This window comes from Streptomyces lavendulae subsp. lavendulae (assembly GCF_002803845.1).
Classification (GTDB): domain Bacteria; phylum Actinomycetota; class Actinomycetes; order Streptomycetales; family Streptomycetaceae; genus Streptomyces; species Streptomyces lavendulae.
Map to the genome: position 1 here is coordinate 5,706,449 of NZ_CP024985.1, position 14,751 is coordinate 5,721,199.

A 14,751-nucleotide genomic window follows, 5' to 3' on the forward strand; every position below is an offset into this window, starting at 1 on the left:
GAAGACGATCGACGGGGTCTGGTCGGGAAGCTGGGTCGCGGACCGGCTGGGCGTGCGCCTGGAGGACGGCGGCGACCCGGCCGCGCCCCCGCTGGACTCCCTCCTCGGGCTCGCCCTGCGCCGCAACCCCAAGCGGGCCCACCTGCTGGTCTCCCAGGTGCTCGGCAAGCACGTCCCCCAGTCCCCGGCGGTCGTGCACGCCGCCGGCTTCGGCCTCGGGCTGCGGGTACGGGCCCTGCTCCGCGAGGAGGCGGCCGCCTCCGCGGTGGTCCTCGGGTACGCCGAGACCGCGACCGGACTCGGCCACTGCGTCGCCGACGGCCTGGGCACGGCCCCCTACCTGCACTCCACCCGCCGGCCCGTACCGGGCGTGGAGCCCGCGGGCGGCTTCGAGGAGGCGCACTCGCACGCCACCTCCCACCTCCTCCTGCCCGAGGACCCGCGGCTGCTGGCGGGCACCGGGCCGCTGGTCCTCGTCGACGACGAGTTCTCCACCGGCAACACCGTCCTCAACACCATCCACGACCTGCACGCCCGCCATCCGCGCGGCCACTACGTGGTCGTCGCCCTCGTCGACATGCGCTCGGCGGCCGACCGCGACCGGCTGACCGCCTTCGCCGACGGGCTGGGCGCCCGGGTGGACCTGATCGCCCTCGCCTCCGGCACGGTCGACCTCCCCGACGGGGTGCTGGCCAAGGGGCAGGCCCTCGTGGAGCAGCAGGAGGCGGCGTCCTTCCGGATGTGCGGAGGGGTCCGGCGCCGGACGGGCCCGGGACGCGCCGGCCGGGGCACGCGGGCCCCGGCGCTCCCCGCGCGGCCGGTCACCCGCCTCGCGCTCGACTGGCCGGCCGGCGTCCCCGACGGCGGCCGCCACGGCTTCACCCCCGCCCACCGCGGCGCGCTGGAGGCGGCGCTGCCGCACCTCGCCCGGCAGCTCGCGGACGCGCTGGGCGAGGCCCCCGGGCGGGTCCTCGTACTCGGCAACGAGGAGCTGATGTACGCGCCGCTGCGGCTCGCGCTGGCCCTGGAGGAGTCCGGTGCCGCCGCCGAGGTGCGGTTCTCGACCACGACCCGCTCACCCGTGCTCGCCGTCGACGACCCCGGCTACGCCATCCGCACCCGGCTCGTCTTCCCCGCCCACGACGCCCCGGCCGACGGACCGGGCGACCGGTACGCCTACAACGTCAAGGGAGCGGGCTTCGACGCCGTCGTCGCCGTCGTGGACTCCGCCGGGGACACCCCCGAGCTGGGCAGCGGCCTCCTCGCGGCCCTCGCCCCGCACACCGGGCGGGTCCTGCTGGCCGTCGTACCGGCGTACGCGCCCCCCGTCCCCGCCCCCGACCGGCAGGAGCCGATCATGTCCGAGCCCGCCCTGGCCGATCCGCTGCGCGGGCCGGCCTTCTCCTCGTACGCCCCCGAGGACGTCGGCTGGCTGCTCCAGGACCTCTCCGGGTGCGAGCTGGAGGCCCCGACCGAGGAGCGCGAGGAGGCCATCCAGGCCGGCGGCGCCCACTACGCCGAATCCCTGCCGGTGGAGTACCAGCCCTCCGAGGCCTACCAGGAGCTGTACCGCAGCGCCCTCGACGCCTCCGCCGCCCGGATCGCGCGCGCGGTCGGCACCGTCACCGAGACGGTGCTCGCCGAGCGCTCCCCGTCCCCCGTACTGGTCTCCCTGGCCCGCGCCGGGACGCCCGTCGGAGTGCTGATGCGCCGCTGGGCGCAGGCCCGGCACGGCCTCGACCTGCCGCACTACGCCGTCTCGATCGTGCGCGGCCGGGGCATCGACGCCAACGCGCTGCGCTGGCTGGCCGCCCACCACGACCCCTCCGACGTGGTCTTCGTCGACGGCTGGACGGGCAAGGGGGCCATCACGCGCGAGCTGCGCGAGGCCCTCGCCGCCTTCGAGGGCTTCAACCCGGAGATCGTCGTCCTCGCCGACCCCGGTTCCTGCGTGGAGACGTACGGAACCCGCGAGGACTTCCTGATCCCCTCCGCCTGCCTGAACTCCACCGTTTCCGGACTGGTCTCGCGTACGGTGCTCAGGGCCGACCTGGTCGGCCCCGACGACTTCCACGGCGCGAAGTTCTACCGGGAGCTCGCCGGAGCCGACGTCTCCACCGGCTTCGTCGACACCGTCGCCGCGCACTTCGACGCCGTGGCCGAGGCCGTGGACGACGAGGTCAAGGAGCTCCTCGCCGCCGACCGGACCCCCACCTGGGTGGGCTGGGCGGCGGTGGAGCGGATCAGCGAGGAGTACGGCATCCACGACGTGAACCTGGTCAAGCCCGGCGTCGGCGAGACGACGCGGGTGCTGCTGCGCCGGGTGCCGTGGAAGATCCTGGCCCGGCGCGGGGCGGGGGCCGACCTGGACCACGTACGCCTGCTCGCCGCGCAGCGTGGGGTGCCGGTCGAGGAGGTCGACGGGCTGCCCTACACGTGCGTGGGACTCATCCACCCCCGATACACGCGCGGCGCCACCGGCGCCGACGGAAAGGCAGTGGCCGCCCCGTGACCGTCCTCGTAGCCAGTGACCTCGACCGCACCCTCATCTACTCGGCGGCCGCCCTCGGCCTGACCATGCCCGACCACCAGGCCCCGCGGCTGCTGTGCGTCGAGGTGCACGAGAGCAAGCCGCTGTCGTACATGACGGAGACGGCGGCCGGGCTGCTGGCGCAGCTCACCGCCGACCCGGCGGTGGCCTTCGTGCCCACCACCACCCGGACCCGCAAGCAGTACCAGCGCATCAGCTTCCCCGGCCGCCCGGCCCCGTACGCGATCTGCGCCAACGGCGGCCAGCTGCTGGTGGACGGGGTGGCGGACCGGGACTGGCGGCGCGCGGTCGCGACGCGGCTCGCGCGGGAGTGCGCCCCCCTGGACGAGGTGCACGCCCACCTGCTGGCCGTGTCCGACCCGCAGTGGCTGCGCAAGGCGCGGGTGGCGGAGGACCTCTTCGCGTACCTGGTCGTCGAGCGCGCGCTGGTCCCCGACGAATGGCTCAAGGCGCTGGAGGAATGGGCGGGCGCGCGCGGCTGGACGGTCTCCCTCCAGGGCCGCAAGATCTACGCCGTCCCGCGGCCGCTGACCAAGAGCGCGGCCATGGCGGAGGTGGCCCGGCGCACCGGCGCCGACACCACGCTCGCCGCCGGCGACTCCCTGCTCGACGCCGACCTGCTGCTCGCCGCGGACCGGGCCTGGCGGCCCGGGCACGGGGAACTCGCCGACGCCGGGTGGACGGCGCCCTCGGTGGCGGCCCTGGGCACGGCGGGGGTACTCGCCGGTGAGGAGATCGTCCGCGAATTCGGCCGGGCGGTTGCGACACTGACCGCATGACCAAGGGCAACAGCACCAAGATCACCGACGAGCTCTACGCGTACGTCCTCGCGCACAACCCCCCGCTGGACGCGGTCCAGCGGGGGCTGGTCGCGACCACCTGGGAGAAGTTCCCGGACTCGGCCGGCATGCAGTCGGCGGAGGAACAGGGGCCGCTGCTGGCCTTCCTGGTCAGGCTCACCGGCGCCCGCCACGTCGTGGAGGTCGGCACCTTCACCGGCTTCTCCGCCCTGTCCATGGCCCAGGCCCTGCCGGCCGACGGCCGCCTGATCGCCTGCGACGTCTCGGAGGAGTGGACGGCGTACGGCCGGGAGGCCTGGGAGGCGGCCGGCGTCGCCGACCGCATCGACCTGCGCATCGCCCCGGCCCTGGACACCCTGCGCGCGATGCCCGCGGAACCGCACATCGACCTGGCGTACGTGGACGCGGACAAGCAGAACCAGATCCTCTACTGGGAGGAGCTCGTACCGCGGCTGCGCCCGGGCGGGCTGATCGTCACGGACAACACGCTCTTCCACGGGACGGTCCTGGACACCTCGCCGGACGGCAGGGGCGCGAGCGTCCGCGCGTTCAACGAACACGTCGCGGCGGACACCCGCATGGAGTCCGTCCTGCTGGCGATCTCGGACGGCCTGACCCTGTCGCGCAAGCGCTAGCGCTACCGCTACCGCGACCGCTACCGCCTGGCGGTATCAGCCGCAGCCCCCGCCACCGCAGCAACCGCCACCGCCACCCATGGCCCGCGCGGGGGCGGGGGCGGCAGCGGCGGAGCTGGTCCCGCCGACCGCGACGGCGGAGAGCAGCTTGACGGTGTCGGCGTGTCCGGCCGGGCAGTCGGCGGGAGCGGAGGACTCGGCCATCGGCCGGCTGACCTCAAAGGTGTCGTCGCAGGTCCGGCAGCGGAATTCGTAATGAGGCATGCGCACAGGCTACGCAGCGCGGCGCTCCCCGTGAAGCGGCACCGCCGCGCCCCTGCCCTCCCGGGCGGCGGCCTCCGGGTGACGGGCCCGCCAGTAGGGGTTGTCGTGTGGAAGGGCGCTGCCCACCCGTCCGTACATCCCGAACCACATCAGCATCACGCCGACGACGAAGCTGAACAACACGTTCGGGATCCGGAAGGCGAGGAAGTTCAGCTTCGTGTCGAGCAGGGCCAGGTTCACGAAGCCGCTCGCGATGAACGCCAGCCCGAGCCCGATGTTCAGGGTGGAGGCGAAGGTCCCGCCGATCACCATGCCGACGAACAGCAGCCCCCCGATGCAGATCGACAGGATGCTCAGCGCGCCGTTGGTGTTGAGGGCGAGCACCGTGTCGCCGCCGATGTCGAAGAACCCGATGTGGTGGGTGAGCCCGAGGATCCCGAAGGCGACCAGCAGCAGTCCCGTCAGACCGGCGCCGACCCGGTAGATCTGGCTGAGCTTGTGGTCGGCGGGCAGGTGGTCGTCGAGCTTGGCGTTGACCGGGTGCAGGAGGCGGTGCATCAGGTGGGAGTGCTGTGGCGGGTGGGATGTCTCGTACGGCTCATGGGGCACGTAGGGCGCGTAGTTCTCATGAGCCTCGTGACACCCGTAGACCGCGTGAGGCCGGTACGACTCATAGGACGCCGAGGACTCCTGCGCCACACGGGACCGCTGGGAAGCATGAGCAGCCATCTCACCCTCCTCTACTCCACCCCCCACCCCTCCAGCATCCGCCGCGAAGGGCCCCCGGACAAGCGGCGGGAAGGTCGGGGGGAGGGCGGGGCCGGCGGACCTGGTGGGGCGTACCGGTCTGCGGACGTGTCGGCGTGCGGGGCCTGTCGGGCCTGTCGGGCCTGCCGGGCGTGCGGGCCTGTAGGGCGGCGTGCGGGTCTGTTGGGCCTGCGGGACCTGCATGCGCCTGCGGGACCTGCATGCGCCTGCCGGAACTGCATGCGCCTGCTGGGCCCGCGGTCCCGTCGGGTCCGCAGGGCTGCGGCGCTTCCGGGCCGGCCCGACCTGCGGGCTCGCCGGGGCCTGCCGGTCCCGCGGACCTTTGGGTCGCCCCGGCCGATCCAGCCGCCCCAAAAGGTGTCCGGGGGCCTCAGCCCTGCGGTGCCTCAGACCTGTCCGCGCTCCGTCCGGATCCCGCTGACCACCCGTGCCACGGACCCCCGTACGTCCTCCATCTCCAGCAGGAACGCCCAGTAGTCCGGGTGCCGCCCCTCCAGCCCTGCCACGGCCCGCTCCACCCGGGCCACCGACTCGTCCAGCGGACGAGCGTGCCGCGGATCCGGCACGCTCCGGCCCGCCATCGCCAGCCGCTGCGCGTCCCGGATCGCGAACCGGGTCCGCTCCACCTCGGCCTTCGGATCCCGCGCCACCGCCTCCAGCCGCGTGAGCCGGTCCTGCGCGGCCGACACCGCCTCGTCGGTAGCGTCCAGCGAGGCCCGCACTGCCTCCAGATGCGTCCCTACGTCGGCCCAGCGCTGTTCCTCCCGCGCCCGGCCGGCCTCCCCGAGCCGGTCCTCCGCCCGCGCGACGTCCCGTACCGCCTGCTCGGGAACGTGCTGGAGGTCCTGCCAGCACGCCGCACTGAACCGGCGCCTCAGCTCGCTGAGCACCGGATCCACCCGGTCCGCCCTGTTGCGCAGCGCCTGCGCCCGGGTCCGCAGGCTCACCAGCCGCCGGTCGATCTCCGCGGCCCGCTCCGGCAGCCGCGCCACCTCGGCCCGTACCGCTTCCGCGTCCCGCAGGATCCGGTCGGCGCGCTGCACGGTCGCCTGGACCCCGTGGAGGGCCGCGCCCTGGTTCAGCTTGGTCAGCTCCGGCCCCAGCGCCGCCAGCCGAGCCGCCGGCTCGTCGGCCCGTATCCCCTGCGCCCGCGCCGAGTCCAGCGCGTCACTCGCCGCCAGCAGCGCGGCCTTCGCCCGCTCCCGGGCCGGCGCGACCCTCGCCAACTGCGTCTCCGCCTTGTCCAGCAGCGGCTGCAGCCCCTGGGCGAACCGCTCCAGCTCCCCCTGGACCCGCACCAGCTCCTCACGGGCCCGGGTCAGCTGCTCCCGCGCCTGCGAGGCGACCGAGCCCTCCAGATCGACCCGGTCCAGGTCGTGCGCGTCGACTGCCTCGATGTACACGTGGCTCACCTGGTCGATGCGCTGCCCCAGCGCCACGAACCCCTCGGCGGCCCGCCGGGCCTCGGGCGACCCGTCCGCAGCGGCGATGGTCTCCATGGAGATCCGCAGATCCCGCTGCGCGGTGTCCAACTCGTAGAACGCGGCCGCGGCGGCATCCTTCGCCGCCTGCGCATCCGCCCGCCGACTCTCGTCCCGCCCGCCGAACCACCGCCGGGATGCCGTCGTCACAATCCCTCTCCCGTACCGCGTCCGCCATGCCCCGGTCCATTCTCTCCCACGGGAACGGGTTTGCGTGGGGGGTGCGCCCTCCATGTAGGCTGTCCACTCGTCCACGGGTGCGTAGCTCAGGGGTAGAGCGCTGCTCTTACAAAGCAGATGTCGGCGGTTCGAAACCGTCCGCGCCCACCAGTGCGAAGGCCCCCAACCGATCATGGTTGGGGGCCTTCGGCGTCGGTGCGCGGGCGATGCGGGTACGCGGTTTTCCGGGGCGGGTCGGTGTGGCGTGGGCGCTGTGATCGGCCGGTGACGTCACATCAGGCGGATGCCTCGTAGATCCCCGCGCGAGCTGAGGGCCACTGCGCCCGGGAGGGCGTAGGCGGCGGCTCTGTAGTGGCCCTGGCGCTGGTGAGCGCGTTGGGCGGTGGGTCAGTCCCCTCTGGGGGTGGGGGCCTGCGTCTTGAGGTGGTGAGGGCGAGGGTGAGGGCGGTGGTGGTGGTCAGGGTGGTGAGGGTGAGGAGGGAGACTCCGATCATGTAGAGGCCGCTCGCGTCGTCCGACCAGTCGTAGGAGGCGGCGGCGGTCAGGCCGGTGGTGGTGCCGAGTACGGCCGCCGTCGAGTGTCCCCGGGAGGCTGCCCAGTACGTCAGGGCCAGCAGGGTCAGTCCGAGTCCGATCACCTGCCACGCCGCGTACGGGCCGGTTTCCGAGCCGTCGGGGTGTACGTCGCGGTGCTGGTCCCAGCCCAGCCAGGCGGCCCAGGCCGCGACCGCGGCTGCGGCCTGCAACGGGATCGACAGTAGGTGGGGAGCGGGTATCCGCGGGCCTTTGCGCATGTGCCTACTGTTCCGGACCGGGTGGGTTGGGGGGGGCAGGATGCCGGTACTCAGGGTGGGGCCGGGGGTGTGGAGAAGCCCCCCGCCGTGTGGGGTGGGGGGCTTTTTGGGTGGCCGCCCGTTGTGGGGTCCGGGCGGGGGAGTCGGGTCAGGCGTTGGGGCGCTTGCCGTGGTTGGCCTTCTTCTTCTTGCGGGCGCGGCGCTTGTTTCCTCGCTTGGCCATGGTCTCTCCCTCATCCCCCGGTACGGACATTTCGGGCGTTCGTCAGTCTAGGTCCCGGGTGGGTTTCCCGCACGACGGGGCGGGGATCTCATCGCGGGGGTGATGGGCGTGGCCGTGGACGGGGCGTGGGTCTGGGGGGCCGGGATCGTGATGGTGGGCATCGGGGCCGGGTGGGGCGAGTGGCGCAGGGCCCGTGGGTTCGAGGCGCGGCGGGACGCGGAGCGGGCGCGGCTGCTCGCGGGGCTCGGCGCCGCCGGACCCGGGGACGGTGAGGCGGATCCCCGGCTCGTGGACGCCGGGCGGGGCGGGACGGCCGAGCCGGGGGACCGGCGCGACGACTTCACCCCGATCCTCGTCGAGTACTACGCCTACGGGCTGGCGCAGGCCCGCAGCAGCTTCGTGACCAGCCAGCGGTTCGCGGGGATCGGTGCGGCGGTGCTGCTGTTCGGGGTCGGGCTCGCGGTGTGGAAGGCGGAGAGCGCCGGGGACGCGTACATCGGGGTGGTGACCAGCTCCGTCGGGCTGGTCGTCACCCTCGTCGGCCAGCTGTTCCACCGGCGGGCCGACCTCGCGCTGCGGCACATGACCGCGCAGAGCGCGGCCCTGCGCGAGGACCGCAGGGCCGCCGAGAGCACGCAGCAGGCGATCGGCCTGCTGGAGGAGGTCGCCGACCCGGGGCTGCGGGGCCGGCTCCAGGCCGGGCTGATCATGAAGCTTTCCGGGGCCGAGCTGCCGCCCTCCGCGCCATAGTGGAGGTATGTGCCGCTCCATTAAGACCCTGCGCCCGCCCGCCATCCCCGAGAAGGCCACCGAGGAGGAGATCCGCGCCGCCGCGCTCCAGTACGTACGGAAGGTGTCCGGGTTCCGGGCGCCCGCCGCGCACAACCGGGAGGTGTTCGAGGCGGCCGTGGACGCCGTCGCGGAGGCGACCAGGCTGCTGCTCGACGGGGTGCGGGTGCGCGGGCAGTCCGCCGCGGTGTAGGGGCCGGGGGGCGCGCCGCGCCGGTCAGCCGGTCCGTGCCGTGCGCCGGCGCAGGATCCAGATGCCGGCGCAGAGCGCGCTCGCCGCGAGGGTGCCGCCCAGGGCCACCTGCCCGGTGCTCATCGACTCGACGCTGCCGCCGAGCCCGCCGCGCGCGGCCCCGGGGGCGACCTGCAGGGTGACGGTGATGCGGCGGCCGCCCGTGCCACCGCACTCGAAGGTGACGGGGTGGGAACCGGTGGGGGCGTCGCGGTAGACGGTGGCGGCGCCGAAGAGGTTGGTCGCCTCCAGGTTGCCCGGGGTCAGCGTGACGTTGCCGAACGCCCGGGAGGTGGCCCGGCCGGTCTTGGTGCCGCAGCCCTCGACGTTGAGGCTGACGCGCCCGCCCGGGGCGACGGTCCCGGGGGAGACGGTGGCGGAGGGGGCGGCGGAGACGGGAACGACGGGTGTGACGGCAGCGACGGCGAGTGTCGCGACAGCGACGCCCGCCAGGCGGTACCGGATGCGTGTGGGGGACATGGAGAGAACTCCTCGGGCTCCTCGAAACGGCGCGGCCAGGGCACGGACGTGACGCGGAATCGGATGCGCGCCGTGCTCTGGACGCTAGAAGCCCCGCCGGGACGCGGCGATCGCTGCAGGGTGAACGGGTGACCGGCTGCCCCACCCGGCCTACGCGTCGAGGTGAGGGGGCAGACCGAAGAGGGGGAACAGCCGCTCGGTGTCACGGAAGACGCTGATGTCGGTGACCGCGTCCCCCGACACCTCGACGACCTGGAGCGCCCAGGGGTCGAAGCCCGTGCCGTCGGCCCGGCGGCGGTACTGGCCGAAGGCGGGCGAACCGTTCGCCGTGGTCGGGACCAGCCGGGAGCCCCGGCAGCCGACGGCGGGGCCGGCCAGCCACGCCCGGATCTCCTCGGAGCCCCGCATCCACAGGGTGTGGGGGGCCAGGGACAGGGTGGCGTCCACGTGCAGCAGCATGGAGAGGGCCTCCATGTCGAAGCCGGAGAACGCCGCGGCGTACCGGTCGGCGAGGGCCCGCCGGGTGGCTTCGGGAACGGGTGCGGACGGGGCGCCGTCCACGCCCTCGCAGTGCCGGGCGGCGAGCACGGCCCGGGCGCGTTGCAGCGCGCTGTTCACGGAGGCGACGGTCGAGCCCTGGACGTCGGCGACCTCGCGCGCCGAGAAGCCGAGGACCTCGCGCAGGAGCAGGACGGCGCGCTGCCGGGGCGCCAGGTGCTGCAACGCCGCTACGAAGGCCAACCGGACGGACTCGCCGGTCACGGCCGCCTCCGCCGGGTCGACGGCCGCGGCCGCGGGGCCCCCGGGGAAGGGCTCGATCCACACGGAGGCGTCCAGCGCGCCGCCCGGCGAGGTGGCGCCGACGGCCGGGGCACAGAGGTCCATCGGACGGGCCCGGCGTTCGCGGCCGGCCAGTGCGTCCAGGCAGACGTTCGTGGCGATGCGGTAGAGCCACGTCCGCAGCGAGGCACGGCCGTCGAACCGGCCGGCGCCGCGCCAGGCGCGGACCATGGTCTCCTGCACGGCGTCCTCCGCCTCGAACGCCGAACCCAGCATCCGGTAGCAGTAGCCCGTCAGTTCCCGCCGGTGCCCTTCGATCCGGGCCGTCACCGCCTCGCGGCCCGGCGGGGTGCCGGTTCCGGGAGCGTCCGGGTCCGTCATGTGCGTCTCCTACGTGGCGGGCGCCGTGGCCTCGGGTGGGCGGCGGACGAGGAAGGCGGCCAGGGAGCCCGCCGCGAACAGGGCGATCAGGGAGACCGCCGTACCGAGCCAGGCGGTGCCCAGCCACTGGGTGCCGAAGTAGCCCAGCGACACGCTGTAGCCCGCCCAGGTGATGCCCGCCAGCACCGACCAGGGCAGGAACTCCGTCACCTTGCGCTGGGTCCGGCCCGCGCCCAGCGAGACCACCGAGCGGCCGGCGGGTGCGAAACGGGCGATCACCACCAAGGCGCCGCCGCCCCGGGACAGGGCCGTACCCAGGCGTTCGTGAGCCCGGGTCAGCCTGCGGGAGCGGGCGATGGCCCGGTCCAGGCGGGCCCCGCCCAGCCGGGCCAGCCGGTACGCCGCCAGGTCGCCCAGGACCGAGGCCGTCGCCGCGATGACCAGCAGGGCCGTGATGTCGGGCACCCGCGGCGGAGGACCGGCGGCCGCCGCCGCTGCCGCGGCCGTGATCACCAGCATCCCGCTCGGCAGCACCGGCAGGAACACGTCGAGCACGATGGACACCGCGACCACGACGTAGATCCATGGGCTTGAGGTCAACGACCCCAGCGTTTCGAGCACAGCGGGACTCCCCAGTCCGAAGCGCCGCGTCGTCGCGGGGAGCGGCAGGGGCGGCTTGACAGCCATACAGCGTACGCCCGGCGGGGGGCCGGACGAGCCCGGGGGCCGCCGCGTCCGTCACGTCCGCCGCCGCACGGCAGGGTCAGCCGGAACCCTCCGTCGCCGGGTCCGCCCAGCCCGGTTCGGTGAGCTGCCGGTCCAGGACCGTCACCAGCCGGGCCGCCCCGGCCGCATTCCCTCGCCCCGGGCGGGCCTGCTCCAGGCGCAGCCGGGCGCTGCGGCCCGAGAGGGCCAGCGTCATCAGCTGGTTGCCGAACCACGGGCCGCCCGTACGCCGCCAGCTCAGCGGCGGCCGGCCCGTCCGCCCGTGCCGGGAGAAGCCGCGCCCCAGCCACCGGCCGGCTCGCGACCAGCCCAGCCGGAACCCCCACTTGATCAGCGTGTGGATGGAGTTGTGCACCGGCGAGCAGGTCAGCTGGAACACGCGGGCCGTACTGGGTATTCGGGGCTCGGCCACGTACGCGTGATGGACGTCCCCGGACAGGACGCACACCGTCGCCGGGGCCTTCGGTCCCGTCCCCACCTCCTCGACGAGGTCGCTCAGCGCCGCGAACGACGCGGGGAACGCCGCCCAGTGCTCCAGATCGGCGCGCCGCCGCAGGTCCTCGCCGATCCGTGCCCACCGCGCCCCGCGCTCTCCCCGGCACAGCGCGGCGTTCCACACTTCCGCGTCGTGTATCAGCGGGGGCATCAGCCACGGCAGCGAGGAGCCGATCAGCAGGTGGTCGTACTCCCCGTGCCCGGCGAGGGCGTTCTCCCGCAGCCAGGCCTGTTCGGCCGGGTCGAGCATGGCCCGCCCGTCCTCGGCGAGCACCCGGGCCGCCCGGGTGTCCACCATCAGCAGCCGGGTCCGGCCGAAGTCCCGCCGGTAACTCCAGCGCACCGAAGCCGGATCGGCGTCCGCCCCGGCCGCGAAGGAGCGCAGGGCGTCGGTGCCGTCCGGGCTGGCGCGCACCGCCGCGTACAGGGGGTCCGCCGCGAGTTCGGCGGGGGAGAGGTTGCCCAGGTGCTGGTGCACCCAGTACGACATGAGCCCGCTGAGCACCCGCTCCTGCCACCACGGGGTCGCCCGCATCTCCGCCAGCCAGGACTCGCTGGTGTTCCAGTCGTCTATGACGTCGTGGTCGTCGAACACGTGCAGGCTCGGGACCGTCGACAGCAGCCAGCGGATCTCGGGGTCGAGCCAGGACTCGTAGTAGAGCCGGGTGTACTCCTCGTAGTCCGCGACCTGTGCGCCCGGCGCCTCGCGCAGGTCCCGGCGGGCCGCGAGCCACCGCCGGGTCTCCCGCGACAGCTGGTCGGCGTAGACCTGGTCGCCCAGCAGCAGGAGGAGATCGGGTCTGGGCGCTCCGGGGTCGGCGGCGAGCCGGGCCGCGAGGGTGTCGAGGGCGTCGGCGCCGTGCGGTCCGCGCCGGCCGGCGGGCGGGGCGGCCTGCCGGCAGGAGCCGAAGGTGACCCGGAGCCCCGGTGAGGGCCGTCCGGTCCGGCCGCCCACCGCCGGGGTGGCGATCGTGCTCGCGGGGAAGCCGCTCCCGGTCGCCGGCCAGACGAGGGCTCCGTCGAGGAGCACCTCGTAGGCCGTGGTCGTGCCCGGGGTCAGGCCGGTGACCGGGACCAGCGCGTAGTGGTGGCCGCAGATCTGGAAGGTCCGGGCGCTGCCGCCGGACCCGTCGGCGCACCGCACCACGGCCGTGCACGGGCGGTCCGCCTCGACCCATATCGTGGCGGCGCCGCCCGTGTCCCAGTCGACGTGGCGCAGCAGTGGCCCAAGACGCAGTCCGGCCATGGAACTCCCCCTCCTCCATACCCCTTTCGATCACGGTACGGGGCGGAGGGTGCGCCTGGCCTCCCCCTGGCGGGGGAGAGCGGGGGTGAAACCCGGGTCAGCAGCCGTTCAGGAGGTTCACCAGGGCCGTCTTCTCCCCGCTGTCCATGCTCAGACCCCAGTACTGCTTCACCTGCACCCACATCCGGGCGTAGGTGCAGCGGTACGCGGTGCGCGGGGGCAGCCACTTGCCGGGGTCGAGGTCGCCCTTGGCCTGGTTGACGTTGTCCGTGACGGCGATGAGCTGCGGGCGGGTGAGGTCGTTGGCGAACTGCTGACGGCGTTCGGTGGTCCAGGAGTTGGCGCCCGAACGCCAGGCCTCGGCGAGCGGCACCATGTGGTCGATGTCCACGTCGGACGCGGCGGTCCAGGTGGCGCCGTCGTACTCCGAGTACCAGCTGCCGCTGACGGCGGCGCAGGCGGAGTCGGTGACGACGTTGACGCCGTCGCGCTTGAGGACCGTCTCGCGGGTGTTACAGGTTCCGGAGACCGTGCTCCAGTGCGGGAACTGGGCGCGGCTGTAGCCGCTGAGGGAGCCCTCCGGAGCGGGGGTCACCGTGGCCAGGTAGCTCCGGGCCGCGGCCGCGCTGATCGGGGTGGGCGGGGAGGCAAGGGCGGCCGGGGCGTTCACGAGCGAGGTGAGCGAGGCGAGGGCGACGGCGGACGCGAGGATCCCCGCGCGGCCTATGCGACGCGCGTAGAAAGAGGGCATGCGAAGAGAAGCGAGGGCCATGGGGGCTCCCTGGGTGCGGGGGGTGGTGGCCGTTCCGCCCCGGTGGGGCGCGGCCATGCTGGCGGCGCCAGGTGTCGCGGGGACGGGCGCCAGGTGACAGGTTGCCGACATGAGCACGTCACATCAAGGGCGGCAACGATCCCCGGCCAAAGGGGAGTTGGAAATCCGGCCAAGCGTGGGGTGTGGAGCGGGGTGGAGTGGGTCCAAGCTCACATTCCGGGCAGGGGTGGCCGGTGGTGGCCGTCGCGTACCCTGGACGGAGCAGAAGGGGAGTAGCTCTTCGCCGGACCGTCGACATACTGCTGGGTCGTCCCAGCCGGCGCCCGGAGGCGGGCCGCGTCAGCGGTCGGCCAGCGAGACCTTCGGCCGCAGTGTCCTGTCAGCGTTTACGCACCCCAGGGCGCCGCCGAGCCGAAGCGACCCCTGAAACACCCCAGGTCTCTCGGTCCCGATGGCGTCCTGCCCGTCCGATAGAGGTCTCACCCCGTGTTCAGCTTCACCGTCATGGCGATCGCCTTCGGCGTCGTCTTCCTCGCCGAGCTCCCGGACAAGACGGCCCTCGCCGGTCTGATGCTCGGCACCCGCTACCGCGCCTCCTACGTCTTCGCGGGCGTCGCCGCAGCCTTCGCCGTGCACGTGGCGCTCGCCATCGCCGCGGGCAGCGTGCTCACGCTGCTGCCGCACCGGCTGGTGCAGGCCGTGGTGGGTGTCCTCTTCCTCGCCGGCGCGGCCATGCTGCTCCTGAAGAAGGACGACGGGGACGAGGAGGTCAAGGCGCCCGCAGACCAGTCCTTCTGGAAGGTCTCGGGGGCCGGCTTCATGCTGATCCTGGTGGCCGAGTTCGGTGACCTGACCCAGATCATGACCGCCAACCTCGCGGCCCGGTACGACAACCCGGTCTCCGTCGGCCTCGGCGCGGTGCTGGCGCTGTGGGCGGTCGCGGGCATCGGCATCCTCGGGGGGCGCACCCTGATGAAGTACGTGCCGCTGCGGCTCATCACCAAGATCGCGGCTGCCGTCATGGCGGCGCTGGCGGTGTTCTCGCTGTACGAGGCGGTCGCGGGCTGAGCGGAGTCCCCTCGCGGCCCGGGAAACCCGCTTGTGGGGGCCCGGGGCCGCGGGCACGCTTGCGGGCGTGACCTCCACCGCGCCCG

At 74.1% G+C, this 14,751-nt stretch carries 16 protein-coding genes and 1 tRNA gene; 7 read left to right on the plus strand and 10 right to left on the minus strand.

Translation table 11 applies throughout. The features are described 5' to 3' along the window. Positions 1-7 precede the first annotated feature (7 nt). From SLAV_RS25360 to SLAV_RS25370, 3 genes are read left to right on the plus strand one after another with little or no spacing between them, the layout of a single operon-like run. Positions 8-2,512 (plus strand): phosphoribosyltransferase, encoded by a 2,505-nt coding sequence (locus SLAV_RS25360; RefSeq protein ID WP_030227230.1) that lies wholly within the window; start codon positions 8-10, stop codon positions 2,510-2,512. Next, a complete protein-coding gene (locus tag SLAV_RS25365; protein WP_030227233.1) occupies positions 2,509-3,330 on the plus strand; it encodes an HAD family hydrolase in 822 nt (273 codons plus the stop codon). Before SLAV_RS25360 ends, SLAV_RS25365 begins: the two co-directional genes overlap by 4 nt. After that, positions 3,327-3,986, plus strand: a complete 660-nt coding sequence (locus SLAV_RS25370) for an O-methyltransferase (protein WP_030227236.1) — start codon at positions 3,327-3,329, stop codon at positions 3,984-3,986. The genes SLAV_RS25365 and SLAV_RS25370 overlap by 4 nt, the downstream gene beginning before the upstream one ends. 36 nt (positions 3,987-4,022) lie before the next feature. On the opposite strand, the gene SLAV_RS25375 is transcribed toward SLAV_RS25370, so the two are convergent. The 3 genes from SLAV_RS25375 to SLAV_RS25390 all read right to left on the minus strand — a co-directional run bounded on the left by SLAV_RS25375 (position 4,023) and on the right by SLAV_RS25390 (position 6,649). Beyond that, on the minus strand, positions 4,023-4,250 hold the full coding sequence (locus tag SLAV_RS25375; protein ID WP_030227239.1) for an FmdB family zinc ribbon protein: 228 nt from the start codon (positions 4,248-4,250) through the stop codon (positions 4,023-4,025). A gap of 9 nt (positions 4,251-4,259) precedes the next feature. Beyond that, positions 4,260-4,808 (minus strand): DUF4383 domain-containing protein, encoded by a 549-nt coding sequence (locus tag SLAV_RS25380; protein ID WP_051840483.1) that lies wholly within the window; start codon positions 4,806-4,808, stop codon positions 4,260-4,262. A 596-nt stretch (positions 4,809-5,404) separates the two neighbouring features. Then, positions 5,405-6,649: a coiled-coil domain-containing protein gene (locus SLAV_RS25390; protein ID WP_234333476.1), complete on the minus strand. Its 1,245-nt coding sequence runs from the start codon at positions 6,647-6,649 to the stop codon at positions 5,405-5,407. A 105-nt stretch (positions 6,650-6,754) separates the two neighbouring features. On the opposite strand from SLAV_RS25390, the gene SLAV_RS25395 reads away from it, so the two are divergent. Then, positions 6,755-6,829 (plus strand) — tRNA-Val (locus SLAV_RS25395). A 125-nt stretch (positions 6,830-6,954) separates the two neighbouring features. Here SLAV_RS25395 and SLAV_RS25400 read toward each other — a convergent pair. Together SLAV_RS25400 and SLAV_RS43685 are read right to left on the minus strand one after the other, a co-directional pair. After that, a complete protein-coding gene (locus SLAV_RS25400; protein WP_341869030.1) occupies positions 6,955-7,425 on the minus strand; it encodes a hypothetical protein in 471 nt (156 codons plus the stop codon). 196 nt (positions 7,426-7,621) lie between these two features. Continuing rightward, positions 7,622-7,696, minus strand: a complete 75-nt coding sequence (locus SLAV_RS43685; protein ID WP_100661309.1) for a 50S ribosomal protein bL37 — start codon at positions 7,694-7,696, stop codon at positions 7,622-7,624. Between the two features lie 102 nt (positions 7,697-7,798). Between SLAV_RS43685 and SLAV_RS25410 the strand changes: the two genes are divergently transcribed. Together SLAV_RS25410 and SLAV_RS25415 are read left to right on the plus strand one after the other, a co-directional pair. Beyond that, positions 7,799-8,446 (plus strand): TRADD-N-associated membrane domain-containing protein, encoded by a 648-nt coding sequence (locus tag SLAV_RS25410; RefSeq protein WP_078950175.1) that lies wholly within the window; start codon positions 7,799-7,801, stop codon positions 8,444-8,446. A 7-nt stretch (positions 8,447-8,453) separates the two neighbouring features. Then, positions 8,454-8,678 (plus strand): DUF2277 domain-containing protein, encoded by a 225-nt coding sequence (locus tag SLAV_RS25415; RefSeq protein WP_030227249.1) that lies wholly within the window; start codon positions 8,454-8,456, stop codon positions 8,676-8,678. A gap of 24 nt (positions 8,679-8,702) precedes the next feature. Here SLAV_RS25415 and SLAV_RS25420 read toward each other — a convergent pair whose 3' ends face one another. The 5 genes from SLAV_RS25420 to SLAV_RS25440 form a co-directional block, all read right to left on the minus strand. Beyond that, positions 8,703-9,197: a hypothetical protein gene (locus SLAV_RS25420; protein ID WP_030227251.1), complete on the minus strand. Its 495-nt coding sequence runs from the start codon at positions 9,195-9,197 to the stop codon at positions 8,703-8,705. 150 nt (positions 9,198-9,347) lie between these two features. Continuing rightward, entirely contained in the window at positions 9,348-10,358 is a 1,011-nt protein-coding gene (locus SLAV_RS25425) for a sigma-70 family RNA polymerase sigma factor (RefSeq protein ID WP_051840484.1), read from the minus strand. Between the two features lie 9 nt (positions 10,359-10,367). Further along, on the minus strand, positions 10,368-10,979 hold the full coding sequence (locus SLAV_RS25430) for a DedA family protein (RefSeq protein ID WP_030227255.1): 612 nt from the start codon (positions 10,977-10,979) through the stop codon (positions 10,368-10,370). A gap of 142 nt (positions 10,980-11,121) precedes the next feature. Next, a complete protein-coding gene (locus tag SLAV_RS25435) occupies positions 11,122-12,825 on the minus strand; it encodes an alkaline phosphatase D family protein (protein ID WP_051840486.1) in 1,704 nt (567 codons plus the stop codon). Positions 12,826-12,922: 97 nt separating this feature from the next. After that, positions 12,923-13,576 (minus strand): HNH endonuclease family protein, encoded by a 654-nt coding sequence (locus SLAV_RS25440; protein ID WP_030227260.1) that lies wholly within the window; start codon positions 13,574-13,576, stop codon positions 12,923-12,925. A 507-nt stretch (positions 13,577-14,083) separates the two neighbouring features. On the opposite strand from SLAV_RS25440, the gene SLAV_RS25445 reads away from it, so the two are divergent. Then, complete coding sequence (locus SLAV_RS25445; protein ID WP_030227262.1) at positions 14,084-14,665, plus strand: TMEM165/GDT1 family protein; 582 nt, start codon at positions 14,084-14,086, stop codon at positions 14,663-14,665. Positions 14,666-14,751: the final 86 nt, after the last annotated feature.

What these genes read in the sequence shown, in the direction of transcription:
- SLAV_RS25380 (WP_051840483.1), bottom strand. Translation starts at nt 4,808, where the DNA reads ATGCACCGCCTCCTGCACCCGGTCAACGCCAAGCTCGACGACCACCTG.
- SLAV_RS25375 (WP_030227239.1), bottom strand. Translation starts at nt 4,250, where the DNA reads ATGCCTCATTACGAATTCCGCTGCCGGACCTGCGACGACACCTTTGAG.
- SLAV_RS25435 (WP_051840486.1), bottom strand. Translation starts at nt 12,825, where the DNA reads ATGGCCGGACTGCGTCTTGGGCCACTGCTGCGCCACGTCGACTGGGAC.
- SLAV_RS25420 (WP_030227251.1), bottom strand. Translation starts at nt 9,197, where the DNA reads ATGTCCCCCACACGCATCCGGTACCGCCTGGCGGGCGTCGCTGTCGCG.
- SLAV_RS25440 (WP_030227260.1), bottom strand. Translation starts at nt 13,576, where the DNA reads ATGCCCTCTTTCTACGCGCGTCGCATAGGCCGCGCGGGGATCCTCGCG.
- SLAV_RS25425 (WP_051840484.1), bottom strand. Translation starts at nt 10,358, where the DNA reads ATGACGGACCCGGACGCTCCCGGAACCGGCACCCCGCCGGGCCGCGAG.
- SLAV_RS25410 (WP_078950175.1), top strand. Translation starts at nt 7,799, where the DNA reads ATGGGCGTGGCCGTGGACGGGGCGTGGGTCTGGGGGGCCGGGATCGTG.
- SLAV_RS25370 (WP_030227236.1), top strand. Translation starts at nt 3,327, where the DNA reads ATGACCAAGGGCAACAGCACCAAGATCACCGACGAGCTCTACGCGTAC.
- SLAV_RS25415 (WP_030227249.1), top strand. Translation starts at nt 8,454, where the DNA reads ATGTGCCGCTCCATTAAGACCCTGCGCCCGCCCGCCATCCCCGAGAAG.